Source organism: Kribbella sp. NPDC031520 (genome assembly GCF_055580825.1).
Genome location: NZ_JBVIKS010000006.1, coordinates 53,482 through 79,744, shown reverse-complemented (window position 1 = coordinate 79,744; position 26,263 = coordinate 53,482). Strand labels below are relative to the sequence as shown.

Genomic DNA, 26,263 nt, shown 5'->3' with positions numbered 1-26,263 from the left:
TCCTTGTCTGTCGACTCCGGTCACGACCCGGAGCGGAGCTTGGCCTGACTATAGGGCATACGTATGATGTTTTACCACGGCTGTGTACGGCGGAACAGGGCGAAGCCCTCAGCGGCCGAGCCAGCCGCCGTCGACCGGAAGAACGGTGCCTGAGACGTACCGGGCGGCGTCCGACGCGAGGAAGACAGCGGCGCCCGCGACGTCCGACGCCGTACCCCATCGCCCGGCCGGGATCCGTTCGAGGATGGCCTGGGAGCGCGCGGGATCGTCCTGCAGCGCTTGGGTGTTGTCGGTCGCGATGTAACCGGGGGCGATGCCGTTCACCGTCACGCCGCGGCCCGCCCACTCGTTGGACAGCGCGCGGACCAGTCCGGCCACACCGGACTTGGCGGCCGCATAGCCCGGCACATTGATACCGCCCTGGAACGACAGCAGCGAAGCTGTGAAGACGATGCGGCCGTACTCAGCCTGCAGCATCCGGCGTCCCAGGATCTGACTGAGTACGAAGGTGCTGGCGAGATCGACCTCGATCACTTCGTCGAACCATTCGAGCGGGTGCTCTGCGGCCGGAGCACGACGGATGGTTCCGGCGTTGTTCACCAGGATGTCCACCGGGCGAACGTCCGCCGCGAGCGCTTCGGCGAACTCGGTCACCGCAGTACGATCCGCGAAGTCCACGCGGTATCCGGAGAAGTCGCGGCCCAGCTCACGCACCCGGTCCCCGATCGCCGACGAGGCGGGGTCGAGCGTGGCCGATACTCCGACGATGTCCGCGCCGGCGGCAGCCAGGGCCTCGGCGACGGCAAACCCGATTCCGCGCTTCGCACCCGTCACCAGGGCGAGGCGACCGGTCAGATCGAAAGGATTCATCAGGCGCTCAGCTCCACGAGCAACTTCATCGCCCGACCCGCTTCGAGAATCCCGAAAGCCGATTGAACCTCGGTCAGCGGTACGACTCCGGTCACGAGTTCGTCCACCGGTATGGTGCCCTCGGCAACGAGTTCGGCGGCGCGCTCGAAGTCCTGCCGCTCGTAGACCCGCGCGCCGAGGATGCGCAGCTCCCGCCAGAAGACCCGATGCAGGTCGAGCGGGCGCGGCTGCGGGTGGATGGCGACGACGACGAGAGTCCCGCGGACCTTGACCAGATCGGTAGCACCCGCAACCGCGCCGGCCGAGCCCGAGACCTCGAACACGACGTCCGCGCCGGCACGTGCCGTCCACTCCTCGACCCAGGAGGCCTGATCGACGGACGACGGATCCAGCGTCACGAGCCCCAGCTCAGCGGCGGCTGACCTCCGGGCAGGGTCGATCTCCGCGATCACCACCTCGGCACCGGACGCGGCCGCGACGGTCGCGATCAGTACGCCGATCGGGCCGGCGCCGATCACGACGACCTTGTCGCCGGCCCCCAGCTCAGATCGACGTACGTCGTGAACCGCCACCGCCACCGGCTCCACGAGGGCGGCGTCCCGCAGCGACACCCCGGAGGGGAGCCGCACGAGCGTCGACGCCGGAACGTTCCAGTACTGCTGGAGGGCCCCAGGGCTGTCGATGCCGATGAAGTCCAGGTGCTGACAGATGTGTTCGTTACCGGCACGGCACGCGGGACAGGTGCCGTCCCAGACGAGCGGCATGACGGTCACCGCATCACCGATCGACCAACCCTCGACACCGGGGCCGACGGCGGCGATCCTGCCCGACATCTCGTGCCCGATGGTCGCCGGCTTACTGACGCGGCTGTCCATGTCCCCGTGGAACACGTGCAGGTCGGTGCCACAGATGCCGACGTAGGCCACGGCGATCTGGACCTCGCCGTCGCGCAGATCGGACGGCTCGCGTTCCTCGACCGCCATCGTCCGATCACCGACGTAGTTCACCGCCAACATTGGTCTCACCTCGTTCTCGCTCACATCCCCGGACCGAGGCGGCCACGGGCGCTGCGCAGCCTAACCCAGGATTCACGGAAACGTAATACGTATGTTGAAGCGCGAGACTCTGCCGACTGCCGCCGCACGAGCTCTTGTCGCAAACATCATACGTATGTTAACTCTGTGTTCCGGGGGTATCGACGCCCCCGACGACAGGAAGCGATCGAACATGACATTGACGTCTGAATCGCGACGCTCGATGACCAGGTCCGGACGACGCGGACCGGCCGTTCTCGCCTTGCTCGGCGCCGGCGCCGTCATCGCCTCGGTGCTCAGCGCGTCGAGTGCGCAGGCCGCCCCCGCGACGATCTACTACGCAGCGCCTGACGGCAAGGACACCGGGCACTGCAGCCAGGCGATGCCGTGCACGCTGGAGCGAGCACAGAAGATCGTCCGGCCGGCCGCGAAGTACGGCGACGTGACCGTTCAACTTGCCGACGGCAACTACCGTCTGACCGCGCCGCTCCGGTTCGGGGCCGACGACGACGGCGGCGAACACACCGTCAGCTGGACCGCGGCGCCCGGCGCCCACCCCGTCGTCACGGGTGCGTCGAAGGTCGACGGCTGGTCCAGGTCCGGCGTGGGCCGCGGCATCTGGGAAGCGGACACCCCGAGCGGCCTCGACACCCGTCAGCTGTACGTGAACGGCGTGATCGCCCCGCGCGCCTCCATCCGCCTCGCCAACGCGGATGTCACTCCGACGGCGACCGGTCTCACCATCAACAACCCTTCCCTGAGCTACCTCGCAACCCTTCCCGACCAGACCCGGATCGAGTTCGAGTCCCTGGGCGACTTCACCAACCGGTACTCACCGGTCCAGAGCATCAGCCCGACCGCGATCACGATGGCGCAGCCCGCGTGGGACAACAACACCTGGGGCTGGGACACGGTCCAGCGGTCGTTCCTGGCCGGACCGTCCTGGTACCTCGACAACTCGCTGAGCTTCCTCACCCAGGCCGGTCAGTGGTACATCGACCCGGCGGCCGGAAAGCTCTACTACAAGCCGGCCGACGGCGTCGACCCGAACCAGCTGGACGTCGAACTCCCCCGGCTGCAGTCGCTGATCAGCATTGGTGGCACCTACGATGAGCCGGTCACCGGGCTGTCGTTCGAAGGCATCCAGTTCTCCGGGACGTCGTGGCTCGGTCCCTCGGTCGACGGGTACGCCGACCAGCAGAACGGGCTGTTCATCAAGGGTGCTTACGACTACCGGCCCGCCGACGCCTTCACGAGCTGCTCACGCGGCTGCGAGATGTTCGAACGGGCCCGCACCAGCTGGTACCAGGAACCCGCCGCGGTCCAGGTGTCGGCGGCGAGCCGCGTCTCGTTCACGGGCAACACCTTCACCAACCTCGGACAGTCCGCGCTGGGAATCGGCAACGACGCGAACGCGACCGCGACCGGAGTGGGACTCGGCGCGAACGATATCGATGTCGTCGGCAACCAGTTCGTCGAGAACAGCGGTCATGGCGTCGCGGTCGGCGGAGTACTGCCCGACGCTCATCACCCCAGCGACCCGCGGATGACCAACCAGGACATCCTGATCGAGAACAACACGATCAACCGGGTCGGGGTCGACTACAAGGACAACAGCGGCATCCTCAGTACGTACGTCACCGGCGCCAGGATCCTCCACAACGAGGTCTCCAACGTCCCGTACGACGGGATCGACACGGGCTACGGCTGGGGCATCAACGACGCCGGCGGGTCGAACGACTACGTCGACCGCGGCTACTACAACTGGAACACCAAGTACTCGACACCGACCACACTCAAGGACACCCAGGTCGAGGGCAACCTCGTACACAACACGAAAGCACGCTTCGCCGACGGCGGGTCGGTCTACAACCTGTCGGCGAACCCCGGCGCAGTGGTCAGCAACAACTACTTGTTCAACATCTCGGGCGTCGGGCTGTACCTCGACGAGGGCTCGCGTTCGATGACCTACGAGAACAACGTGGTCCAGGGCGGCTCGTTCGTGTTCACCAACGCGGGCAGCCTGCGGAACAACACCAGCGACAACGTCATCCAGAACAACTGGTACAACTCCGGTGGAATCTCCGCACCGAACGCCGCCGCGCACAACAACAAGCTGATCAACAACGTCAAGATCAGCGGCGCCAACTGGCCGGCAGCCGCGCGGGACGTGATCTGTGCCGCCGGTGTCGCACCGCAGTACCGGACGTCGCTCAACGCGAACCAGTTCGGCTTCACCGGCTGCTCGATCGACGCACCCGTCGCGGCTGAGTTCGCCAAGACGTCGGCGGTCAGCTCGTACTTCGGTCAGAGCGGCGGCGCCTTCGGTATCGCGGCCGCCGGCGCGGATGTCTGGGGCGCCGGTGGTCAGCACGACGACCAGTTCGGCTCGATCTACAAGACCGCCTCGTTCACCTCACAGGCGAGTGTTTCCGCCCGGGTCGTCTCGATCAACGACGCCAACCCGTGGGCGAAGTCCGGAGTCATGGTCCGCAACGACATGACGAAGGCCGGAGCCTCGGCCGGGTACGCCGTCGTCGCGGCCACCGCCCGCAACGGCGTCGTGTTCCAGTGGGACGCCAACGGTGACGGCTACCTGGACACCGCTGCCGGCGCGAGCGTCGACAACTACCGTCCTGTCTGGGTCAAGCTCACCCGATCCGGTACGTCGTACAGCGCCGCGTACTCGTACGACGGTCAGAACTACGTCCCGATCGGCGCGCCAGTATCCCTCCCGTCGGCGGCAGCCCAGCAGGACGCCGGAATCTTCTCCACCTCGCACGACGTGTCCCAGTCCGCTGTCAACCAGTTCGACAACGTCGCGTTCACCAGCTGAACACCCGAGACCTGAACCGGCAACCGCCGGTTCAGGTCCGCACGGGCTTCGCTGGGGGCTAGCCCAGCTGCTGGCTGGGTCGGTCCCTTCGACTGGCCGCAACCGATGGCCGCGAGCCATCGGATGGGCCTGCCGGACGTTCCTGGGTTGCTGTCGGTTGCGTGGTGAATAGGCGTACCTGCTCCGCCAGCTGAGGGTCGGGCCCGCGCTCCTCGCGGAACAGCTGCTCCACGTTGGACTGACCGTTCCGGTCTGTGGTCACCAGGTGAATCGGCTCTGAGCGGGGTACGCCGTCCCACGGCGGCCGCATCGGCGGTGTGCCGTTCTGGCCCTGGTTCCAGGTTTGCTCGTCCACACCGCAGTTCACGCGCAGAGCCTGCTCGGCGAACTCGCGCGCCGCCGCCGGATCGTTCCGGATCGCCTCGTGCAGGCGCCCAGCCACCGATGCCGGCAGTACCGCTTGCACGTTGAGGAAGTTCCCCGGCTGATTCGGCTGTGAGGACGGATAGATCGGTAGATCCGGCCGGCGACGCTGACCCAACTGGTGCGGATCGAACGCGTACGTCACCCGGACGCCAGGTTCAGGACCGTTCGGTCCCGGCACCTGCAGCGGTTTGTTCCCGTCTGTCGCCGGTGCGAAGGCCACACCTTCGTACATCCCACGTGGCGCCTTGGCGAACGCCGACCTGACGTCCGGAGAAGGCCCGCCACTCATGCGGTGTGCGCCATCGCCGAAGCTGTGGTTGCCCGTGTCGGTGTCCAGCCCGTCGCGATACCTGACGGTCGCGCCTCGCGGTCGCTGGGTCGACGCGGTGACCGTACCGGCCATCCCGCGCGCAACCGCAGCGCTGAGACCTGGATCTCCAGCGATCCTGTGCTGGGCCGTTTGCCATTGCCGATGACGTTGGTTGCTGTCTCGCACTACCGCCGGTTGGCCGTTGAGGTCGTCCAACCGAAAGAGCGTTGCGTCGAGATGCACTCGCTGCTGCAGGCTCAGATCCCGGCCCAGCTGACCCGAGGACCCGTTCAGGATCCGGACCAGGTCAGTGCCAGTGGTCGCACGAGCCCGCAGTCCCATCGCCAGAACCGCCTGCAGCGCGACTCTCTGATCCTCGACCTGGGACCGCTCCAGCAGACCCCTGACGTGATCGAGAAGCTCTACCGCGGACAGCGGGTCCTGGCCTGTGGGATCCATGCCTTCCTCCTCAGCCTGGTGGAGCCGACGCGGTACCGGGCATCATACGAATCCGCCGGGGTCACCCGTGTGTCCTGAGGCCGGAGCCCGCACCACTCACCCCGCCGACCGACCTGGGCGAACTGGAATCGGTCGGCGACTTCGTCTACGGCATGCAGTACAACGGCAACCACGCCATCACCAGCACGCACCACGGAAAGACCTGGAAGTACTTCCTGCCCCGCTAGGGGAGCGTACGAGGTAGGCCGAAGTGCGGCAGGACCTCTGGGGTGAAGCAGGTGATGGCGGTGATGTGGGCTCCGGAGGTGGTGATGACCAGGAGGCTGTAGGCGTGGCCTGCGAGATACAAGGCGAATGCGGGTTGGCCGTTGGCCCTCGTCGGGACGACGCGGTACGTGAGGCCGGGGCGGAAGGTGACAGCGGCCAGAACGCGGCGGGCTGATTCGATGCCGCGGTATTCGAGCATGACGGGGGGCATGCTGAGTCGTACGTCGGTGACAAGTAGGGCGATGAGGCCGTCGAGGTCGGCGCGTTCGAAGGCGTCGGTGAGGCGGGCGACGAGCCGGTGCTCGGCGGCGGTGTCAGGTTGCGGTGCGGGGCCGGGCTCCGAGGCGAGGTGGTTGTCGACGGTGGCGCGGGCCCGTTTGAGGGCGCTTTGCACAGACTCCTGGGTGGTGTCGAGCATCTCGGCGGCTTCGGTGGCGCGGTAGCCGAGGACGTCGCGCAGTACGAGTACGGCGCGTTGGCGTGGCGGCAGTAGTTGCAGGGCGGTGACGAAGGCAAGGGAGATCGCCTCCCTCGTTTCGTAGCGGGCGTCCGGTCCGGGGTCTTGGTCGAGGAGAACGTCGGGGTACGGCTCCAGCCAAGGCGGGTCGCCGGCGCCGCTGGGCTCGGGGAGCCTCACCTCAGGCAGAGCGATGCGCGGGCGTCGGCTGTCGGCGCGCAACATGGTCAGGCACCGATTGGTCGCGATCTTGTAGAGCCAGGTCCGCAGCGAGGACCGTCCGCCGAACTCGCCGAGGTTGCGCCAAGCTGCCACGAACGTCTCCTGTACGGCATCCTCCGCGTCCTGCAGGGATCCCAGGATGCGGTAGCAATGCACCTGCAACTCGCGGGCATGGACCTGGACCAGGTCGCGGAACGCGTCGTGGTCGCCGGCCCGGGCCCGGGCGGTCAGATCCGTCGTGTCGATCTCCAACGGGATGCCTCTCCAGCTTCGGTCGAGCCCGTTCGGCCCGCTCAACTGTACGGACTCCGCCGGGCGCGCGAACTGGGCGGTCTGGCGGGGCCCAATTCGGGCCGGGGGTGTCGTCTACCCAGTTGAACAAGCCAATCAGCCGAAGGAGCCGGGAATGGGAACGATCGTCGTCAGTTCGAATGTGACGCTGGATGGAGTCGTGCAGGATCCGGATGGGGAGGAGGGGTTCGAGCACGGCGGCTGGTTTCACCAGGTTGTGGGAAGCAAGGACCTGGCGGAGTGGGTCGCCCGAGAGACCGAGGAACTGCGGGACGTGAAGGCACTGCTGTTCGGCGGGCGGTCCAGCGATTGGTTCGCGTCGCGGATGGTGGCGCGTGAGGGCGCTGAGTTGCGGGTCAGCCGGGAGTGGGCGGACCAGGTGAAGAGCCTCCCGAAGTACGTCGTGTCGTCGACTCTCGAAGATCTGCAGTGGAGCAACGCGACCGTCGTCGACGTGAAGGAGATTTCGGAGCTGAAGCGAACCGTGGACGGGGAGATCCTCGTCTACGGCAGCTATCAACTCATCCGCGCCTTGGTCGAACAGAACCTGATCGACGAGCTACGACTGGTTGTCTTCCCGGTCGTACTCGGAACCGGCCAACGCATCTTCGAGACCGTCGACAGGTTGCCGCTGCAGCTGGTCAGCACCCGCAAGCTCGGTGGCAGCCTGCTGTTCTGCGCCTATGAAGTCGGCAAGAACTGACCCGACTACGTCCAGGAAGGCGTCGCGGGCAGGGTCTTCGATGCCCGTCAAGGCGACCAACGCACAGGTCGATGGTGGTAGGTCGCGTAGCGGGACGGTGACGACGTCGGGGTGCTGGAAGTGCGCCGCGAACGGCGCCACCGTCGGGTGTACCAGGCGGCCTTTCGCCAGCAGATAAAGGAGTTCGGCGTTGTCGTCGACGGCTGCGTCGACGAAGTGGATCTGGCGTCCGGACGGAGTTGTGGACGGGCAGGTCGCCTCGGCGGCCTCGGTGGTGAGGCCGTACGGGCGTCGTACGTCGTGATCCGCGAGATCCTCGACGGAGACGTCGGTACGGCCGGCCAGCGGATGCGTTCGGCCCACCATCACGACGCGCTCGTCCGCAGCGCTCAGGATCGGGCCGATGGCGATGTCCGGCTGGTCGAGGGGCAGCCGCGCGACCACCAGGTCGACCTCGCGCCGGCGCAGCGGACCGAGGCGGTCGTCGAAGGGCGTGGTGCTCAGCTGCACCGTCGCACCGGCGTACGAGGACTCGAAGCGCTCGATCGCTCGGCTCAGCACGTCCACACCCGAGGCGGCGTTGAGCAGTCCCACGCGTACGACGCCAGGTCCGGCGGCCCGGAACGCGGCGGTTCGCAGTACTCGATCGAGACCTGACACGGCTGGGGCGAGCTCGGTGTGGAGGGCGCGTCCGGCGTCGGTCAGTTCGACGACCCGGCTGGTACGGCGGAACAGCTCCGGACCGCCCAGCTTTCGCTCGAGGGCCTGCAGGCTCTGGCTGACCCGCGAGGTCGTCAGGCCGAGGCGACCCGCCGCACGCCCGAAGTGCAGCTCGTCGGCGAGCGCCAGGAACACGCGAAGCTCACGCAGGTCGATGTCCGGCATCGTTGAGCGATGCTACACGTTCCGTGCTGCAGATCGCCGTTGATCGCGCTCGCGCACGCTGCGAGGGTCGAGACATGGTGATCACGGTCGGCGTACTCACTCCGCACGTCACGCCGGGCCCGGAAATCGAGCTGCCGGAGCTGGCATCGGGACAGGTCCGGGTCGTGGTGTCCCGTGCTTCTGAGCTCGAGCAGGCAGCTGCCAAGCTCCCCGCAGTTGACGTACTCGCGATCGCGTCGACGGGCACCGGATACACCCTCGGGTACGACGAGGAGTCCGCACTCGTGAAGCGGCTCCACGAACGGTGGAGCGTGCCGGTCTGCGCCACCTCGATGGCCGCGGTCGAGGCGCTGCGATCCGAACACATCCGTCGCATCAGCCTCGTCCACCCGCCGTGGTTCGGGCAGGAACTCAACGAGCTCGGCGCCGAGTACTTCCGCAGTCAGGGCTTCGAGGTCGTCCAGGCCGAGCTGGCCGAGCTTCCCGACGACCCGGATCAGATCCAACCGGCGATGGTCGCCGACTGGGTCACGCAGCACCTCAACCGTCGAGCAGAAGCGGTCTTCCTCGGCGGCAACGCCTTCCGAGCCGCCCGCGCCGTCCCCGACCTGGAACGAAACACCGGACGCCTCGTCCTGACCGCGAACCAGGTCCTCCTCCGCTTCATCAACAAATAAAGGAGAAAACCTCATGCGCGACGTCATTCTGTACATGTCGATGTCCCTGGACGGGTACGTGAGCAGCGACCGCGAGCACCCCGGGACGGCGATCCCGGAGCCCGCCGAGCTCAAACGGTGGAAGCTCGACCACATCTCCACGGTCGGCGCCCATCTCATGGGCCGTACGACGTACGAGCAGATGTCGTCCTACTGGCCGCACTCGGACGACGTGTACGCGGCCCCGATGAACGACATTCCGAAGGTCGTGTTCTCCAAGACCCTCGACGATGCCGGCTGGCCGGAGACCCGGATCGCGCGCGGCGACCTCGCGACCGAGATCGCCGCGATCAAGGCCGAGCCCGGACCGGACGTGATCGCGTGGGGCGGTCGCAAGTTCGCCGGCGCGCTGGCCGCGGCGGACCTGATCGACGAGTACCGCCTGCTGATCCAGCCGCTCGCCCTCGGCGCCGGCCAGTCCCTGTTCGACCAACTACCGACCTCGAGACACCTGAAGCTCGTCGAAGCCCTGACGTTCGCCAACGGAGTGGTGGCACACATCTACCGCCGTTGACGAGTGCGCTATCGTCCGCAGGCATGCGCGGAAGAACAGCTCATCTAGCCTGGTACCGGACCGATGAGAAGGCGGTCGACGTCGTCTTCTTGCACGGGTTCTCCGACTCTGCGCGGTGCTGGGATCCGTTGCTCGCGGCGATGCCCGGGATCCGGGCGCTCGCGATCGATGCGCGGGGGCACGGTGAGTCCGGGCTCCCGGAGGAACCCATTCGGTACGAGGGACACCGCGACGACGCCGCCCTCGTACTCTCGGACCTGCCCCACGAGGTGGTCGTGGTCGGGCACTCGATGGGTGCGATGGCGGCCGCACACCTGGCGGCGTCGAGGCCGGATCTGGTCCGGGCGGTCGTACTGGAGGACCCGCCGACCGGAGGACCGGCGGGTCAACAGGACGAGTTGTGGTCCGAACCGGGTTGGCTCGCCGACCTGCGCGCGCTGGAGCTGCCGGCGCGGATCGCGGCGGGACGAGCTGCGGACCCGGACTGGCCCGAGGACGAGCTCGAGCCCTGGGCCGTGTCGAAGGGACAGGTGAACCCGCACCTGTTCGAGCTGACGTTCCGGGACGCGGGCCCGCTCACGGACCTCCTGGCCGACATCACCTGCCCGGTATTGCTCATCCACGGCGACACCGAACGCGGCTCGCTGGTCTCGGCGGACTACGCCGACCGCTGCGCCCAGGCAGCAGCCGGCGAGTTCCACGCCGTACACATCCCCGGCGCCGGCCACTCGGTACGCCGCGACAAGCGCCCGCAGTACCTCGCGGAGCTGACCGCGTTTCTTCAGCGTTGCCAGACGCGGACGTAGTCGATCGACTTCTTCGCGGAGACTGTGGCCGGGTCGGGGTCGTAGCCGGTGCGGGAGTAGACGTACAGGTCTTCGATGAGGTTGGTGTTCTCCGACGGAGCACCGGCCACCGTGCACACCAGCCGGCCGTCGATGTAGAACTTCGTGCCCTGGGCCGAGATGTCCGCGCCGTAGACGTGGTAGCCGGCACCGGGGTCGAAGTCGAGGTCCACCTCGCAGCCACCGCCGGCGTTGGCGTGCGACGTCAGGTAGAGGTGGCGCGGGTTGTCGCTGTACTGCTCGTACACGTCGGTTTCCTGCCAGGAGTCCACGCCCGCGGCCTGCCAGGTCCAGAACCCCGGCCAGAAGCCGCGCTTGTCGGACACGGGACTCCCCTGGGCGTTCACGACGTCGTACGTCAGCTTGGCCCGCGATTCCATGAAGCCGTACTTGAACGTGAATCCGCTGCTGCCGGTCGACGTCAGCAGACAGGACGTCCAGTCGTACGTCGTACCGGACGGGGCCTGGTACCGCTCGCGTTTCGCCGTGATCGTGACCGCGCCGTTGGACTCGCTGCAGTTCCGGTCCAGGCTGTACTCGAGCTGCTGGTTGCCCTTGTTGCCACGGCCGGCGTCCGGGAGGGCGATCGAGTTGCCCTTCCACTTCGTACCCCAGTCGACCGCCGTACCGTTGAACTCGTCCCACCACTTGATGGCCCAGCCGGTGCCGCCACCGACCGGCTGCACAGCTGCGGGCGGATCGTCGGCGCGCACCCGGTACGTGGCCTGCGGACCGTTGTCATCGGCAACGGCTGAATGGGCCCCGAGCAACGAACCCGACAGCGCCAGCACTCCGGCGATCGCCGGGACCGCGAACCTGGTACGAAACATGAGCGTTCTTCTCCTTGTGACTGTGCCGGATCGGCCGGCAACGAGGGGGCGGACACACGGATTGCGATTCCTGGAAACTCGTGGAAACGCACAACAACGATGCAGCAACACCTTGCCACGGAATTGGCTCATGTGCCAGCATCTGACCTGCGAAGGAGTACAGGGATGACGATCGAGCTGGTTGCCGAGACCGAGCTGACCGAGGAGCAGGACGCGCCGCTGCGGGACCTGCTGGCGAAGGCGTTCCCGAACCGGGCCGCACACTTCCGTCAGCAGTCGTGGTGGCTGGCGAGACCGCAATGGCGGTTGATCCTGCGAGACGACGACATACCGGTCGCACACCTCGGCATCGAGCGCCGCCGGGTCGGCGTCGGCGACGAGGACGTGTACGCCGCAGGTGTCGGTCACGTCTGCACGGATCCGGCCTACCGCGGCCGAGGTCTCGGAGTGGAATTGATGGCTCACCTGCGGGACGTGCTGCCAGCGCCGTACGGACTGCTCAGCTGCTCACGCGAGGTCCAGGGGTTCTACGAGGCCGCGGGCTGGGTCGAGGTCGCGCCGGGTGTGAGGATGACGAACGTCTACACCGGCGAGCCGATCGAGGATTTCAGCCACCCGGCAATGGTTCTGGGCGACGGCTTTCCACCGGGCCGCCCGATCGACCTACGCGGACTCCCCTGGTAGCCCGTGCGGCGGGTCAGTCGTGGCTGGGCAGCGGCCGGGACGGCCAGTGGACTTCGGTCGTCGCGGGTCCGGTCGACTCCCGGACGATGAGTTGGGTGTCGACCTCGATCGGTGCGGTGCCGGCCTTGCCCCCGGCCTGGATCAGGTTCAGCAGCAGGTCGACCGCGAGCGCGCCGATCTCGTCGACGGGGATCCGGACCGTCGTGAGCCGCGGACGGCACAGCGTCGCGACGAAGGTGTCGTCGACGCCCACGATGCTGATGTCGTCCGGAACGGACAGGCCACGGTTCGCCAGCTGCTGCATCAACCCGATGGCCACGAGGTCGTTGTTCGCGATCGCCGCCGTGACACCGTGCGCGGCGACGATGTCCGCCGCCTGGACGCCGCCTTCGACGGACTGCGCGAACGGGCCGAGCTCGACGAGCTCCATCCCGAGCGCCTTGCAGGCACGGCGGACCGCCGAGCGGCGATGCTGGTTGGACCAGACGCTGCGCGGAGCGTTGACGTACGCGCAGCGGGTGTGGCCGAGGGCGTACAGGTGCTCGACCGCCTGCCGCATGCCGTCCTCGCTCGAGGCGACGACGGTCGGCAGACCACCGGCGCTCCGGTTGACCAGGACGGTGGGAACGCGTCCGGCGACGTCGATCAGTGTCTCGCCCGGCAGCCGGGACGACCAGAAGATCAGCCCGTCGACCTGCTTGGACATCTCGGCGACGGCCTCGGCCTCCTCACCGGGACGCGCGTCGCTGTCGGCCAGGTAGATGCCGTAGTTGCGGGACCGTGCGCGGCGCTGCACGGCCTTGATCATCGGCGGGAAGAACGGGTTGACGATGTCCGGCACGATCAGCCCGACCGACCCGGTCCGGGCCGACCGCGGCGCCGGATCCGGGACGTAACCCAGCCGCCCGGCGACCTCCAGCACGTGCGTACGGGTCGCGGCATTCACCCGGTCGGGTACGCCGAACGTCCGCGACACCGTTGCCTTCGACACGCCGGCCTCGGCTGCGACGTCCGCGATGGTCACCGCCATTGCGCCCTCCTTGGTGCTAGAGCCTGCACCGGGCGCTGACAGCGAGTCAAGACCGTTCCGGAAACACGTGGCAGAGTTGCTGCAACCCGACAGAGTCAGCTCGACGGCACCTTCGCCAACTGGTGATTCAGTACCAGGCGTTTCGGCCGAAGCTGGGTCCAGAGGAACACGGCGGCACCCAGTCCCAGCCAGAGGTAGGCGTTGCCCGCGAGCTGTTCCCAGACGTTCCAGTGGAGCTCACGGTTGTCGCGGCGCGGCGGCCACCAGATCGGAGCGACGACGAAGGCCAGGTACCAGAGGCCGGCGACGGCAATCCGCCGACGGCCGTCGAAGCAGGCGGCCAACGAGATGCCCAGCGGGAGCACCCAGACCCAGTGATGGCTCCAGGACACCGGTGAGCACAGCAGGCTGACCAGACCGCAGACGGACAGTGCCGCGAGCCGTCGCCCACTGAGCCAGAGCGAACGCGACAGCCACAGCCCGGCGGCGGCCGTCAGGACAACGGCCCCGATCCAGACGATCCCGCCACCGCCGAGGTCGCCGCTGAGCCGGGCCAGGAATCCGTTCCAGGACTGGTTCCCCGAATACGCCAGGCCGCCGATCCTGCTGTGATCGTTGATGATCTCGGTCCAGTAGCGGAGCGCGGTCCGCGGGGCGATCACGAAGCCGGCCGCCACGGTACCCAGGAACGCCGCCGACGCGCGCAGGAACGCCTTGCGCTGCCCGGTGAACAACAGGAACGCCACGAACACCAACGGCGTGAGCTTGATCCCGGCTGCGATCCCGATGCCGATCCCCCGGCCGCGATGCTTCAGACCGAGCGCGTCGCCGAGGATGAGCGCGCAGAGGACCAGGTTGATCTGTCCGTACGACAACGTCTCGCGGACGGGTTCGAGCAGCGCCGACGCCGCGAACAGCGCGATCACCACCGGGACCGGTGGGCGTACGGTCAACGCCGGCAGGCAGACCTTCCAGATCAGCGCCAACGCCGCCAGCGACACCACGATCGTGATCGCGTACGCGACCGGCCACGGCAGCACCGCCACCGGAATCATCAGCAGGGCGGCGAAGATCGGATACGTGAAAGGCATCGAGATCGGTGCCGGACGTACGTCGTAGAGCCGCGACGGATCAGTGAGGACCGTCCAGCCTCCGATCCGGTACACCTTGAGATCCGCCCCGGTGTGATTCCAGGTCAGTACCACCAACACGGCCGCGACCAGCACGGCCGGCACCGTCAGCCGCCTCGCCCAACTGTTGCCCCACCCCATCGACACTCACCGATAGTTTCATTCAACGGGTCACAGAAACCGGTTCCTATGTTTCGGAATCCCATCAACTACCGCGAGCGACCCGGCTCGACCGAGGTCCGTCGATGCCCCAGCTGACGATCCGCAGCGGCGTGATCCGGATGACCTCCCGCGAGAAGTACGGCACTGGCGGCTCGACATCCCGCAGCGCCACCGCCGTACCCCTGATCTCGATGCCCCGCACCACCCACGGGTCCACCGACGCGAGATCGTCGACGACGAGCGCCACGCGACTCCCGCGCAGCACGTTCCGGAACTTCTTCGAGGCCCCCAGCGCATGCCCACCGATGACGATCGTGTCCGCGTCGACGAAGAAGCCGACAGGATTGTTCTGTACGACGTCGTCCTCCGACACCGTCGCCAACCGCCCGAGTCGCTGGGCCGCCAGGTAGTCGAGTTCCGCCTGCGTGAAAACCATGCCTGAAGTATCGAACCCTGCCCCTGGGGTCAAGGCAAACGGACGGGCATATCGCGGCAGGTGCGCGTGTTGCGGCAGGTATGAACGACTTCAATCAGCAGACGATCGACGAGTTCCGGGCCAACGATGGCAAGGTCGGTGGGCCGTTCGAGGGCGCACCGCTGGTGCTCGTGCATCACGTCGGGCGCAAGAGCGGGCGCGAGTTTGTGGCGCCGATGATGTATCTGGCGGACGAGACCGACCCGCAGAAGATGTACATCTTCGCCAGCAAGGGTGGTGCTCCGACCAACCCGGACTGGTACGTGAACCTGCTCGCGGCAGGCAAGGGGACCGTCGAGGTCGGTACGGAGACGTACGACGTGACCGTGCAGGAGATCACCGGCGCCGACCGCGACCGCATCTACGCCGAGCAGGCCAAGCGCTACCCGGGCTTCGCGGAGTACGAGCAGAAGACCGCGGGGATCCGTACGATCCCGGTGCTCGCGCTGACCCGCAACTGAGGTCGGGTGTAGTACCGCGGTACGACGGCGCTGGAGAAGATCAGGCCCCGGTACTACGGTTCCGGCGGCCTGGTCTTCCTAGGTTGGCTGCATGATCGATGCGAGACAGCTGACGAAGCGGTACGGCGAGACGACCGCGGTCGACGGGCTGGAGTTCACCGTCCGGCCGGGCGCGGTCACCGGGTTCCTCGGGCCGAACGGCGCCGGGAAGTCCACGACGATGCGGATGATCCTCGGCCTGGACGCACCCACCAGTGGGTCGGTGACCGTGAACGGCAAGCACTACCGGGAGCATCCGTCGCCGCTGCAGGAGGTCGGCGCGCTGCTCGAGGCGAAGTCCGTACATCCGGGGCGATCGGCCTTCAACCACCTGCTCGCCCAGGCGCAGACGCACGGTATCCCGCGCCGCCGGGTCGACGAGGTGATCGAGCTGACCGGTCTGCAGTCGGTCGCGAGGAAGCGGGCCGGTCAGTTCTCGCTCGGCATGGGCCAGCGGCTCGGGATCGCCGGCGCGCTGCTCGGCGACCCGGCGACGGTGATGCTCGACGAGCCGGTCAACGGCCTGGACCCCGAAGGCGTGCTGTGGATCCGGAACCTGCTGACGCAGCTCGCGGCGGAGGGTCGCACGGTGTTCGTCTCCTCCCATCTGATGAGCGAGATGGCGCTGGTCGCCGACCGGCTGATCATCGTCGGCCGCGGCCGGCTGCTCGCGGACACGACGGTCGACGAGCTGGTCCGCCAGGCGGGCGGTGACGCCGTACACGTGGCGACCGCGGACCCCGCGCGGTTGCGGGACGTACTCGCCGGGCCTGGCGTACAGATCGTCGGTACGGATTCCGAGGAGCTGGAGATCACCGGCCTGCCGGCACGGCAGATCGGAACGACGGCGGCCGAGCACGGGATCGCGCTGTACGAGCTGACGACCGTGAAGGTTTCGCTGGAGCAGGCGTTCATGGACCTCACCCGCGACGAGGTCGTCTACCACGGCAAGGAGCTCGCAGCATGACCGCCACGACTGTCGAGAAGGCGCCGCCGGCCGCGCGGCCGGCGTACAAGGTGACCGGTTCGCACGTACTGCGATCCGAGGCGACGAAACTGTGGTCGCTCCGGTCGACGTGGATCACGCTCGGGCTCGGCCTGCTCTTCTTGGTTGCCTTCGGCATCATCGCGGCGCTCCGGTACCACTCCGGCATCACCTCCGGCCGGCAGCTGGACCCGGACTTCGCCGGCGCGACGGGCCTGAGCCTGTCGTTGTTCGGCATCCCGCTGTCGCAGCTCGCGCTCGGCGTACTCGGTGTCCTCGTCACCGCGGGCGAGTACTCGACCGGTTCGATCCGCTCCACCCTCGCCTCCGTCCCGCGGCGGCTGCCGGTGTTGTGGTCGAAGGCAACGGTGTACGGCGTGGTCGCGCTGCTCGTCGCACTGGTCGGAACGTTCGTGACCTTCCTCGTCGACAGCGGGATCGTGCACAACACGCCGGCCGCGATGACGATCTCGACCGGCGGCGTCGTCCGGAGCCTGCTCGGCGCGACCGTCTACCTCGGACTGATCGGCGTCATCGGAGTCGCGCTCGGTGCGCTGCTGAGGTCCGTTGCCGGGGCGATCTCAACGCTGGTCGGCGCCCTGATGATCGTCCCGGGGCTCGTCTCGCTGCTCCCGAAGTCGTGGCGCAACTCGATCGAGCAGTACCTGCCGAGCAACGCGGGCGAGTCGATGTACTCGCTGCACCACGCACCTCACACCCTGTCGGCCGGATCCGGGCTCCTCGTGTTCGCAGCCTGGACAGCGCTCGCTCTGGCCGGTGCTGCCTGGCGGTTGTCCCGCAGCGACGCCTGAGCCGGAGCTGAGAACGGCTGTCGTCATGGACATCGACGGTCACAATGGAGTGGTGACGACGGCGACGGGCGGGCACGTACCGCCGGCGATCCCGCCGGGCGACCCCGATCCGCTGTGGCGCCACCCCTGGGTGGTCCGCCTCAGCCAGGTCGCCCGGCGGCTCCGCCGCGCGGACCGCGCACGCCCGTGGGTCCTCGACACGCTCGTGGTCCTCGTCGCCATCCTGCTGTTCTGCGTACCTGACCTTGTCCGCGGCCCCGATCCTCGTGAGCTGGCCGGCGTGTTCACCAGCCTCCCGCTCTGGGGCCTGATCGCGTTGCAGGCGGGCCTCGTGCTCCCGCTGTTCGTCAGGCGGCGGGCGCCGATGACCGCCTTCGTGCTGACGGCGGCAGCCTTCACCGTCCAGTGGTCGTTGCTGGTGTTCCTCCGAGCGGACGTCGCTCTGCTGATCGCGCTCTACAGCCTGACGTTGCACAGCTCGCTGCGCCGGTTGCTCTGGGCGTGCGCGATCACTCTCGCGGTCTTCACCCTCGCCATCGTGCGGATCTCGGCCGTCGCGGCCGTGGCCGAGGTCGCGTTCTTCCTGGTCAGTGCGATGACCGCCGCGATCGCGCTCGGCCTCGTGGTCCGGATCCGCCGCTCACAGCTCGCCGGGTTGCGGGACCGCGCCGCGCGGCTGGAGATCGAGCGTGACCAGCGCGCACTGCTCGCGGTCGCGGGCGAACGTACCCGGGTGGCCCGCGAGATGCACGACATCCTGGGGCACAACCTGTCGGTGATCATCCGGCTCGCCGACGGCGGTGCGTACGCCGCCCGGGTCAACCCCGAACGGACCGTCCAGGCGCTCGAGCTGATCGGCGAGACCGGGCGGGACGCGCTCAACGACCTTCGCCGTACGCTCGGTGCCCTGCGCGACGAGCCCGCCGTACCCGAGCTCAGCCCGCAGCCGGGGATCGTGGACGTCGAGGCGCTGTGCGAGCGGATCCGGGCCGCGGGCCCGCGGGTCACCTACCGGACCGCGGGCGAGTTCCCGGCCGATCGCGGTCTCCAGCTGGCCGCGTACCGGATCGTCCAGGAGGCGCTTACGAACGCCCTCAAGCATGCCGGGCCGGAGACGGAGGCGCAGGTGTCGCTCGAGGTCGTGCACCAGCAACTCCGGATCCAGGTCGAGGACACCGGGCCGCTCGGCGTACCGCCCGTCACCTCCCCGGAAGCGGGCCAGGGCCTGATCGGTATGCGGGAACGAGCCGCGCTGTACGGCGGTGTCGTCCGGACCGGGCCGACCCGGACGGGCGGCTGGCGGGTGCAGACCGAACTCGATCTCACGCCGAGGACCTCATGACGACCGTGCTGATCGTCGACGACCAGCCGCTGCAGCGCCTCGGGCTGCGGATCCTGCTCGAGTCCGTGCCGGAGACCCAGGTCGCCGGTGAGGCCGGCAGCGGTTCGGAGGCGGTCCGGCGGACCGCCGAGCTGCGCCCGGACGTGGTGCTGATGGACATCCGGATGCCCGGGATGGACGGGATCGAGGCGACCCGCCAGATCGTTGCCAGCGGCGATCGCTCGCGGATCCTGGTGCTCACCACGTTCGACCTGGACGAGTATGCGCACGCCGCGCTGCGGGCCGGGGCGAGCGGTTTCCTGCTGAAGGACGCGCGGCCGGAGGAACTGCTCGGCGGCATCCGCGCGGTCGCGGCCGGGGACGCGATCATCGCGCCGGCCCTGACCCGGCGGCTGCTCGACACCTATGCGCTCCAGGTTCCACGCGGGACCCGTACGGACGACGACGGCAAGCTCCGCGGGCTGACCGACCGCGAGCGCGAGATCCTGGCCGCGATCGCGCACGGATGGACCAACCCGGAGATCGCCGCCCGGCTGCATCTGTCCGAGTCGACGGTGAAGACCCACGTCGGCCGCGTCCTCGCCAAGATCGGCGCCCGCGACCGCGTCCAGGCAGTGATCTTCGCCTACGACATCGGCCTCGCCTCGCCGAATTCCCCCTGAGCACTCAGGCGCCGCTCAGGCGTTGTCCACGACACTGGCAGACACACGATCCGAGAAGGAGCGCTCCACTTGCCGGTGATCTCCCGACTCCGCCGTGCCAGCGTCCGCAGCAGGTCCACCGCCGCCGCGGTCGTGGTCGTCGCCGCTGCCATGGCCCTCGGCGCCGCCGTACTGCTGCTGCTCCTGCAACGCGCCCTGATCACCAGTGCGTCCGACGCCGCCGACGGACGGGTGGCGGATGTCGCCGCGCAGGTCGGCGGGGAAGGTACCGGCAACCTCGGCAGCTACCTCGCGAAGACGACTCGCTCGAGTCAGATCGTGCAGGTACTGGACAACACCGGGCGGGTCGTCGCGGCGTCGTCGGCCCGGGCCGAGTCGGTTCCACTCACCTACCTGCGGCCCGCTCCGGGGGCGGTGCAACGCGCCGAGGTCGGCGAGATGCCGTTGCTGGACGACGATCACGACTACCTGATCGTTGCCCGTGGCATCGAGTACGGCGGTACGACGTACACGGCCGTCGTCGCCGCGTCGGTGGAGACGCAGCGGGCGACGGTCGCCACGGTCACGGAGTACTTGATGGTCGGGTTCCCCGCCTTGCTGGTCGTGGTCGGGCTGGCGAGCTGGATGCTGAACGGGCAGGCGCTGCGGCCGGTCGAGCGGATCCGGATGCGGGTGCGCGGAATCGAGTCGACCGACCTGACCGAGCGGGTACCGGTACCGCAGACCGACGACGAGATCGCCCGGCTCGCGTCCACCATGAACGAGATGCTGGACCGGTTGCAGGCCGGCCAGGCGAACCAGCGCAGGTTCGTCGCCGACGCCAGCCACGAACTGCGGTCGCCACTGGCAACGGTGTCGGCCGGATTGGACGTGATCGAGCCGTCCGCACGCGGGGAGACGTGGCAAGGGCTGCACCAGTTGATGACGGGCGAGGCTGAGCGGATGCGGCGCTTGGTCGAGAACCTGTTGCTGCTCGCGAAGGCCGACGACGCCGTCCTCCCGATGCACCGCGCGGACGTCGACCTGGACGACCTGCTGGAGACCGAGGTCCTGCGTCTGCGGGCGGACGACCGGCTGAAGGTGCTGTCCGACATAGCGCCGGTCCGGGTCGTCGGGGATCGGCTGCGGCTCAGTCAACTGATCCGCAACCTGGTCGAGAACGCCGCAACCGCCGCGCACAGCACGGTCCGGCTCGCCGCGACCGAGCGGGACGGTGTCGCGGTGCTCACGGTCGAGGACGATGGCGACGGGATCCCCGCGGCGGATCGGCAACGGGTCTTCGAGCGGTTCGTCCGCCTGGACACCAGCCGCGCCCGGGCCAGCGGCGGCTCCGGCCTCGGCCTGTCGATCGTCCAGGAGATCGTCAAGGCCCATCACGGCACCGTCACACTGACGCCTGCCGCGTCCCAGGGAACCGTCGCCACGGTCACGTTGCCGCTCCCGGGGCAGTGACTCAGGTTGCTCTCAGCGTCCTGGCACCACACTAGGTAGATGAGGGTGCTGATAGTCGAGGACGAGGTCCCCCTGGCCGAGACGGTTCGGCACGGGCTGACCGAGGACGGGTTCGTGGTCGAGGTGGTCCACAACGGCGAGGACGCCGTCTGGGCCGCGACCGAGAACCCGTACGACGTGATCGTGCTCGACATCATGTTGCCGAAGCTGAACGGGTACAAGGTGCTCGAGCAGATCCGCGAACGCGGCGTCTGGGCGCCCGTACTGATGCTGACCGCGAAGGACGGCGACTACGACCAGACCGACGCCTTCGACCTCGGCGCCGACGACTACCTGACCAAGCCGTTCAGCTTCATCATCCTGGTCGCCCGGCTGCGCGCGCTGATCCGGCGCGGCGCACCGGAACGCCCGGTGGTGATGACCGCCGGCGACCTGCACCTCGACCCGGTCCGCCGCCGGGTCGAACGCGCCGGCCAGGAGGTCGTACTGACCCGCCGCGAGTACGGGCTGCTCGAGTTCCTGATGCGGCACCGCGGCGAGACCGTCAGCAAGACCGAGATCCTGGACAACGTCTGGGACCCGGCCTTCGAGGGCGACCCGAACGTCGTCGAGGTGTACATCCGCTACCTGCGCCGCAAACTCGACGCGCCCTTCGAACGCAACGCCATCCAGACGCTGCGCGGGATGGGCTACCGCCTCGACCCCGACGGCGGCTGACCACCGAAATTTTCGTGGCAAGCGTTTGCTATTGATCGGCCCAGCGCCCGCGGAGAAGGTTTCAGGGCCCCGCCGCCCACTTCGAGGAGCCTGATGATCGATCGACGCACCCTGCTGAAGAGCACCGGAGCCATGGCTGCTGCCGCGGCCGGAGTCGCCGCACTCGGCCCACGCGCGGACGCCGCGCCGGCCACCTTCACCCATCCCGGAGCGCTGCACAACTGGGGTGACCTCAACCGGGCCAAGGTCCGCGTTGCCGCTGGCAACGACCCGTGGCTGGCCGGCTGGAACCGGCTGGTCGCGAACGGGCACGCCCAGTCGACCTGGCAGCCGAACCCGCAGGCCACCGTCATCCGCGGCGGCACCGGCGAGAACTACGGCATCCTCTACAACGACATCCACGCCGCGTACCAGAACGCGCTGCGCTGGAACATCCAGGGCACAACCGCACATGGCGACTGCGCCCGCAACATCCTCAACGCCTGGTCGGCAACTCTGACCACGGTGACCGGAAACGCAGACCGGTTCCTGGCGGCCGGCATCTACGGATACCAGTTCGCGAACGTCGCCGAGCTGATGCGCGGCTACCCGGGCTTCGACCTCGCCCGGTTCAAGACCATGATGCTGAACGTCTTCTACCCGATGAACAACTCGTTCCTGACCAACCACAACGACGCCTGCATCACGAACTACTGGGCCAACTGGGATCTGTGCAACATGAACTCGATCCTTGCCATCGGCATCCTCTGCGACGACGGCGCGAAGTACGACCAGGCCGTCAACTACTTCAAGCACGGCGCCGGCAACGGCTCGATCGCGCACGCGGTTCCGTTCGTGTACGACGACCTGGGGTTGGCGCAGTGGCAGGAGTCGGGCCGCGACCAGGGCCACACGATGATGGGCATGGGCCAGATGGGCGCGTTCTGCGAGATGGCGTGGAACCAGGGCGACGACCTGTACGGCTACGACAACAACCGCTTCATGAAGGCCGCGCAGTACGTCGCGAAGTACAACCTGGGTGAGGACGTGCCGTTCACGAAATACACCTGGGGAACTGGGCAGAACTGCGCGTACCAGGAGCAGACTGTGATCTCCAGTGCCAGCCGCGGCCAGCTGCGGCCGGTGTGGGAGATCCTGCACTTCCACTACACCCGGCGGAAGTACCTCTCCGTGCCGTACATCTCCGCGATGGCCGCGCAGGTCCGGCCTGAGGGTGGAGGCGGCGACTACGGCTCCACCAGCGGCGGCTTCGACCAGACCGGCTTCGGAACGCTCGCCTACGCCAAGTAGCACGACCTGTGGCCCGGCCCCGGCCGGGCCACAGGTTTGTTCAGGCCAAGGACACGTTGTCGAAGACTGCTGTGCTCAGGGCGAAGGGGTCGCCCGAGACGACCGCCAGGCCTGCGTAGTACTGCGCAGATCCGAAGGACGAGATCTCGCCCGGTACGCCGAGCGCGGTCCAGGTTTCGCCGTCGCTGGATGTCTCCGCGGCGAACGTGGTTCCGGTACGCCGGATGCGCAGCCAGCTCGGCGTACCGGTACCGGCCGTGGTCACGAGGCTGGTCGCGACGCGCAGTCGCTGTACGAACTGGGGCGTACCGTTGCTGAGAACCGCGCCGGAGAGCTGGTCGAACGGCGACAGCGACTTGGTCATCAGCATCCCGACGCGGCCCGCGCCACTGACGACCCGGGCGGTGAGCGTCGCATCGCCCGTCACGGGCAGATAGGCGTACTGGACGGTCATCCCCTGGCCGATCACGTTCAGGTCCGAGCCGGCGCCGCGGACGACGAAACGGCCGTCGTAGCTGGTGATGCCGGGCGTCCGGATCGCGACGGCGCTGAAGCTTCCCAGTTGCCGCTCGTCCAGCACGTAGTCGCCGATGTCGGCGTACCGCCACGGCGCCGGCGGTGGGGTGCCTGTCGTCAGCGTCACCTCGGCCGTCGCGGTCCCGGCAGCGTTGCGGGCGGAGACGTGTAGCACCGCCGTCCCGGTTCGGCGCGGCGTACCGCTGATGATGCCGGTCTTCCGATCGAGGGCGAGCCCGTCCGGCAAGCCGGTCACCACGAAGCTGACCGGATCGTTGCTAGCGGCAACCCGGAACCGGAAGTCCACACCGGTATTGGCGAACGCGGTCGCGGCGCTCGTGATGGTCGGCACGGCCGGCGTCGGCATCGTCAGGCTCAGGCTCGGTGAGTCGGGTCCGGTTCCCGCGGTATTCGTCTTCGCGACCACGTAGTCGTAGCTCCGCCCCGGTACCGCCGTGACGTCCCGGTACCTGGTCTCCACACCGAACCCGATCGGTTGCACGCCGGTCGCGATCACCCGGTACGACCCGCCGGCGTCCCGCCGTTTGACGGTGTACGTCGCCGACACGTCCAGCTCGGACCACGCCAGCTCGATCGCACTCGGGTCGCTACCAGCCCGCAACCCACCGAGCGGCACTCCCGGTCGCCCGCCGACCCAACCGAGAGCGGCCCCGTTCTCGACGGTGACGTTGTCGAAGGCTGCTGTGGTCGTCTCGGCGTACGGCTGGTCGACGCCGAGGGCCGAGCAGACCGCGAGACCGGCGTACACGTCGCGGCCGAGGTGGACCCGCGACGAGCCGACCTCGGTCCAGGTGCTGCCGTCCGGTGAGATCAGCCCGGTCAGGACGTCACCGTTGCGAATCAGCCGGACCCAGTACGGCCGCCGCAGCCGGTACCCGTCGCTCGCGGCCTCGACGTACGGTGGCGGCAACGGCGTCGCCGACTGCGGGAGCGTCCCGAGATCGGAGATCGGGAAGCCCGCGTTGATCGTGATGCTTTCCTGCTGAGCCGGTGGTACGACGGTACTGCCGGTCGCGGTGGTCTCGCCGCCGGACCGCACAGTCCAGACACCGCTCCAGGTGTGCAACGGCAGACCCTTGATCAGCATCGACGCATGCGCCGACGACGCCGACAGGCTCTGGCGCATCATCACCCCGACGGTCGAGTACTGCGAACTCACCGGATGCACGACCCGCGCCGTGAGGACACCGTCACCGCGCAACGGCACGTACACGAACCGGAAACTGTCCTGGGCTCCGCCGATGTCCGAACCACCCGCCTCGATCGTGAACGTCTCCCCGTCGAAGCTCGTCGCACCCGGTACGACCACGTGGCCGATGTCAACGCCGACCCAAGGATCCAGCCGCGCCACGGTCACGGGCAACGACTCGAGGCTCGCGCCGATCGCGTTCACCGCCTGCACCTTGTACGTCGCCGTGCTGCGGAAGGAGTCGATCCACGACGTCGATCGGATGCCCTCGGCAACGACCGTGAAGGTTGTCCGGTCGGTCGCCCTGAGGATCGTGTAGCTGCTCGCGGCCTCGCCACTGTGCGGCTCGACCGACGCCGCCCACGTCAGCGCGGCACCGGTGTTGGTCGTCCGTGCCGTCAGGCCGCTCGGCGTACCAGGCGGTGCCGTCGGCACACTTGCAGCAGCGGCTTCCCGCGCCTGCGTGAAGGTGCCCCACGCGGGATGGTCGTCGCTCGTCCCCTCGATGAAGCGCGTGCCACCACGGAACAGCACGCGTTCGACGTTCGGTGCCTGGAGCCCGCGCCGGCTGACGTAATGCGCGTACGCAAGCTCGTAGATCGGTTGGAACGACCCACGGTTGATGGTCGAGATCACCTTCTTGATGTACTTCCCGGTCCGGTCGAGGTCCGCGGTGAACGGCACCGTGTCGTCGCCGAGGTTGTAGCGAGCCGTGTACTCGAACCCTTGCAGGATCCGGTTGTCCAGGTGACCGAACAGGTCGATGCCTTGGTTCCACGCCACCGCGGCACAGTTTGCCAGCAGCCCGATCGCCAGCTGGGCATAGGACTGCGAGCGGCCGCTCTCCTGCCCCTGTCCGGTCGCGGACACGACGATGTGCTCGATCCGGCCGTTGCCCGCACCGGCGACGGCGTACCGTACCGCGTTCTCGAGCATCACCCGGTCGTCGCAGAACACAGCAATCGCCAGGATCGCCTGCAGGGCCGCGAGGTCCCAGTTGCCGTTGGCAAACAGTGCGTTGCTGGAAATCGCCGGGTACCAGACCTTGCGGAACGACTCCTCACAACGACGGATCGCGTCCGGCGCCCAACCGTCGTACCCGCCGTACCGCAGTATCTCGGCGGCGTTGACGAACTTGAACACCTGCAGGCCGGCCCCGAGCTGACCGTCCGCACCGGTGATCGCGGTCAGGCTGGCCGACCAGGCGTCGAGAATGTCGCGCGTCTTGTCGGCGTACCGCACATCCCCGGTCGCCGACCACATCAGCGCGTTCTGGTACGCGGCGCCGGAGTCGCTGACCGCCTCGTTCATGTAGTTCGCCGGACCACGCCCCCACGAGGTGATCTGGCCGACGTTGCCGACCACATAGTCGTACGACGACCTGTTGCTGGCCGCCATCGCCAGAAACCCTTCGTACACAGGGCTGATCCGGTTCGCCACACACTCCCGCATCCGCCGCAGGTCGTCGACGTCGTGCAGCAGCCCGGGATGTCTGAAGTCCGCAGAACTGCTGGTTGCCCGGGCCACAGATCCGAGCTGCGCTGCGAGCACCACTCCACCTGCACCGGCGAGCAACGTACGGCGGCTCATCGTCGACAACGAGGCGATATCGGACTCGGCCATCTGCACTC

At 68.1% G+C, this 26,263-nt stretch carries 24 protein-coding genes and 1 pseudogene; 15 read left to right on the top strand and 10 right to left on the bottom strand.

The window, feature by feature from the left end:
• Positions 1–108: 108 nt before the first annotated feature.
• Both ACZ5BU_RS29220 and ACZ5BU_RS29215 read right to left on the bottom strand, forming a co-directional pair.
• Positions 109–870 (bottom strand): SDR family oxidoreductase, encoded by a 762-nt coding sequence (locus tag ACZ5BU_RS29220; RefSeq protein WP_465703650.1) that lies wholly within the window; start codon positions 868–870, stop codon positions 109–111.
• Positions 870–1,886, bottom strand: a complete 1,017-nt coding sequence (locus ACZ5BU_RS29215) for a zinc-dependent alcohol dehydrogenase (RefSeq protein ID WP_465703649.1) — start codon at positions 1,884–1,886, stop codon at positions 870–872. The genes ACZ5BU_RS29220 and ACZ5BU_RS29215 overlap by 1 nt, the downstream gene beginning before the upstream one ends.
• 211 nt (positions 1,887–2,097) lie before the next feature.
• Here ACZ5BU_RS29215 and ACZ5BU_RS29210 point away from each other — a divergent pair, with 211 nt between their 5' ends.
• The gene (locus ACZ5BU_RS29210; protein ID WP_465703648.1) at positions 2,098–4,740 is read left to right on the top strand and encodes a hypothetical protein; all 2,643 of its coding nucleotides are present in this window, start codon (positions 2,098–2,100) and stop codon (positions 4,738–4,740) included.
• A 58-nt stretch (positions 4,741–4,798) separates the two neighbouring features.
• Here the strand turns inward: ACZ5BU_RS29210 and ACZ5BU_RS29205 are convergent, their stop codons facing one another.
• Complete coding sequence (locus ACZ5BU_RS29205) at positions 4,799–5,398, bottom strand: hypothetical protein (protein ID WP_465703647.1); 600 nt, start codon at positions 5,396–5,398, stop codon at positions 4,799–4,801.
• Between the two features lie 60 nt (positions 5,399–5,458).
• On the opposite strand from ACZ5BU_RS29205, the gene ACZ5BU_RS29200 reads away from it, so the two are divergent.
• Entirely contained in the window at positions 5,459–6,013 is a 555-nt protein-coding gene (locus tag ACZ5BU_RS29200; protein ID WP_465703646.1) for a hypothetical protein, read from the top strand.
• A 145-nt stretch (positions 6,014–6,158) separates the two neighbouring features.
• Here the strand turns inward: ACZ5BU_RS29200 and ACZ5BU_RS29195 are convergent, their stop codons facing one another.
• Positions 6,159–7,133, bottom strand: coding sequence for a sigma-70 family RNA polymerase sigma factor (locus ACZ5BU_RS29195; RefSeq protein ID WP_465703645.1), 975 nt, complete (start codon positions 7,131–7,133; stop codon positions 6,159–6,161).
• A 154-nt stretch (positions 7,134–7,287) separates the two neighbouring features.
• On the opposite strand from ACZ5BU_RS29195, the gene ACZ5BU_RS29190 reads away from it, so the two are divergent.
• The gene (locus ACZ5BU_RS29190) at positions 7,288–7,875 is read left to right on the top strand and encodes a dihydrofolate reductase family protein (RefSeq protein ID WP_465703644.1); all 588 of its coding nucleotides are present in this window, start codon (positions 7,288–7,290) and stop codon (positions 7,873–7,875) included.
• Between the two features lie 9 nt (positions 7,876–7,884).
• Here the strand turns inward: ACZ5BU_RS29190 and ACZ5BU_RS29185 are convergent.
• Positions 7,885–8,760 (bottom strand): annotated as a pseudogene (locus ACZ5BU_RS29185) (LysR family transcriptional regulator); the annotation flags it as partial.
• Between the two features lie 74 nt (positions 8,761–8,834).
• Between ACZ5BU_RS29185 and ACZ5BU_RS29180 the strand changes: the two are divergent.
• From ACZ5BU_RS29180 to ACZ5BU_RS29170, 3 genes are read left to right on the top strand one after another with little or no spacing between them, the layout of a single operon-like run.
• A complete protein-coding gene (locus ACZ5BU_RS29180; protein ID WP_465703643.1) occupies positions 8,835–9,437 on the top strand; it encodes an aspartate racemase/maleate isomerase family protein in 603 nt (200 codons plus the stop codon).
• 13 nt (positions 9,438–9,450) lie between these two features.
• Positions 9,451–9,990 carry a dihydrofolate reductase family protein gene (locus tag ACZ5BU_RS29175; protein WP_465703642.1) on the top strand — a complete coding sequence of 180 codons (540 nt, stop codon included), beginning with the start codon at positions 9,451–9,453 and terminating at the stop codon, positions 9,988–9,990.
• 23 nt (positions 9,991–10,013) lie between these two features.
• Positions 10,014–10,796: an alpha/beta fold hydrolase gene (locus ACZ5BU_RS29170; protein ID WP_465703641.1), complete on the top strand. Its 783-nt coding sequence runs from the start codon at positions 10,014–10,016 to the stop codon at positions 10,794–10,796.
• Here ACZ5BU_RS29170 and ACZ5BU_RS29165 read toward each other — a convergent pair.
• The gene (locus tag ACZ5BU_RS29165; RefSeq protein ID WP_465703640.1) at positions 10,772–11,665 is read right to left on the bottom strand and encodes a glycoside hydrolase family 16 protein; all 894 of its coding nucleotides are present in this window, start codon (positions 11,663–11,665) and stop codon (positions 10,772–10,774) included. The genes ACZ5BU_RS29170 and ACZ5BU_RS29165 overlap by 25 nt on opposite strands.
• A 165-nt stretch (positions 11,666–11,830) precedes the next feature.
• Here ACZ5BU_RS29165 and ACZ5BU_RS29160 point away from each other — a divergent pair, with 165 nt between their 5' ends.
• Entirely contained in the window at positions 11,831–12,349 is a 519-nt protein-coding gene (locus ACZ5BU_RS29160; RefSeq protein WP_465703639.1) for a GNAT family N-acetyltransferase, read from the top strand.
• 13 nt (positions 12,350–12,362) lie between these two features.
• On the opposite strand, the gene ACZ5BU_RS29155 is transcribed toward ACZ5BU_RS29160, so the two are convergent.
• The 3 genes from ACZ5BU_RS29155 to ACZ5BU_RS29145 all read right to left on the bottom strand — a co-directional run bounded on the left by ACZ5BU_RS29155 (position 12,363) and on the right by ACZ5BU_RS29145 (position 15,107).
• Positions 12,363–13,379, bottom strand: a complete 1,017-nt coding sequence (locus ACZ5BU_RS29155; protein WP_465703638.1) for a LacI family DNA-binding transcriptional regulator — start codon at positions 13,377–13,379, stop codon at positions 12,363–12,365.
• Between the two features lie 95 nt (positions 13,380–13,474).
• Entirely contained in the window at positions 13,475–14,650 is a 1,176-nt protein-coding gene (locus ACZ5BU_RS29150) for a glycosyltransferase 87 family protein (RefSeq protein WP_465704250.1), read from the bottom strand.
• Between the two features lie 64 nt (positions 14,651–14,714).
• Entirely contained in the window at positions 14,715–15,107 is a 393-nt protein-coding gene (locus tag ACZ5BU_RS29145) for a PPOX class F420-dependent oxidoreductase (protein ID WP_465703637.1), read from the bottom strand.
• Between the two features lie 80 nt (positions 15,108–15,187).
• On the opposite strand from ACZ5BU_RS29145, the gene ACZ5BU_RS29140 reads away from it, so the two are divergent.
• The 8 genes from ACZ5BU_RS29140 (at position 15,188) to ACZ5BU_RS29105 (ending at position 22,906) form a co-directional block, all read left to right on the top strand.
• Positions 15,188–15,607: a nitroreductase family deazaflavin-dependent oxidoreductase gene (locus ACZ5BU_RS29140; protein ID WP_465703636.1), complete on the top strand. Its 420-nt coding sequence runs from the start codon at positions 15,188–15,190 to the stop codon at positions 15,605–15,607.
• Positions 15,608–15,698: 91 nt separating this feature from the next.
• Positions 15,699–16,613 (top strand): ABC transporter ATP-binding protein, encoded by a 915-nt coding sequence (locus ACZ5BU_RS29135; protein WP_465703635.1) that lies wholly within the window; start codon positions 15,699–15,701, stop codon positions 16,611–16,613.
• The gene (locus ACZ5BU_RS29130) at positions 16,610–17,443 is read left to right on the top strand and encodes a hypothetical protein (protein WP_465703634.1); all 834 of its coding nucleotides are present in this window, start codon (positions 16,610–16,612) and stop codon (positions 17,441–17,443) included. Before ACZ5BU_RS29135 ends, ACZ5BU_RS29130 begins: the two co-directional genes overlap by 4 nt.
• 52 nt (positions 17,444–17,495) lie before the next feature.
• A complete protein-coding gene (locus ACZ5BU_RS29125) occupies positions 17,496–18,785 on the top strand; it encodes a sensor histidine kinase (RefSeq protein ID WP_465703633.1) in 1,290 nt (429 codons plus the stop codon).
• Entirely contained in the window at positions 18,782–19,447 is a 666-nt protein-coding gene (locus tag ACZ5BU_RS29120) for a response regulator (protein WP_465703632.1), read from the top strand. Before ACZ5BU_RS29125 ends, ACZ5BU_RS29120 begins: the two co-directional genes overlap by 4 nt.
• Positions 19,448–19,522: 75 nt before the next feature.
• Positions 19,523–20,899, top strand: coding sequence for a sensor histidine kinase (locus ACZ5BU_RS29115; RefSeq protein ID WP_465703631.1), 1,377 nt, complete (start codon positions 19,523–19,525; stop codon positions 20,897–20,899).
• A gap of 39 nt (positions 20,900–20,938) precedes the next feature.
• Complete coding sequence (locus ACZ5BU_RS29110; protein WP_465703630.1) at positions 20,939–21,616, top strand: response regulator transcription factor; 678 nt, start codon at positions 20,939–20,941, stop codon at positions 21,614–21,616.
• A 93-nt stretch (positions 21,617–21,709) separates the two neighbouring features.
• Positions 21,710–22,906 (top strand): alginate lyase family protein, encoded by a 1,197-nt coding sequence (locus ACZ5BU_RS29105; protein WP_465703629.1) that lies wholly within the window; start codon positions 21,710–21,712, stop codon positions 22,904–22,906.
• 40 nt (positions 22,907–22,946) lie between these two features.
• Here the strand turns inward: ACZ5BU_RS29105 and ACZ5BU_RS29100 are convergent, their stop codons facing one another.
• A complete protein-coding gene (locus ACZ5BU_RS29100) occupies positions 22,947–26,255 on the bottom strand; it encodes an alginate lyase family protein (protein WP_465703628.1) in 3,309 nt (1,102 codons plus the stop codon).
• Between the last annotated feature and the right edge of the window lie 8 nt (positions 26,256–26,263).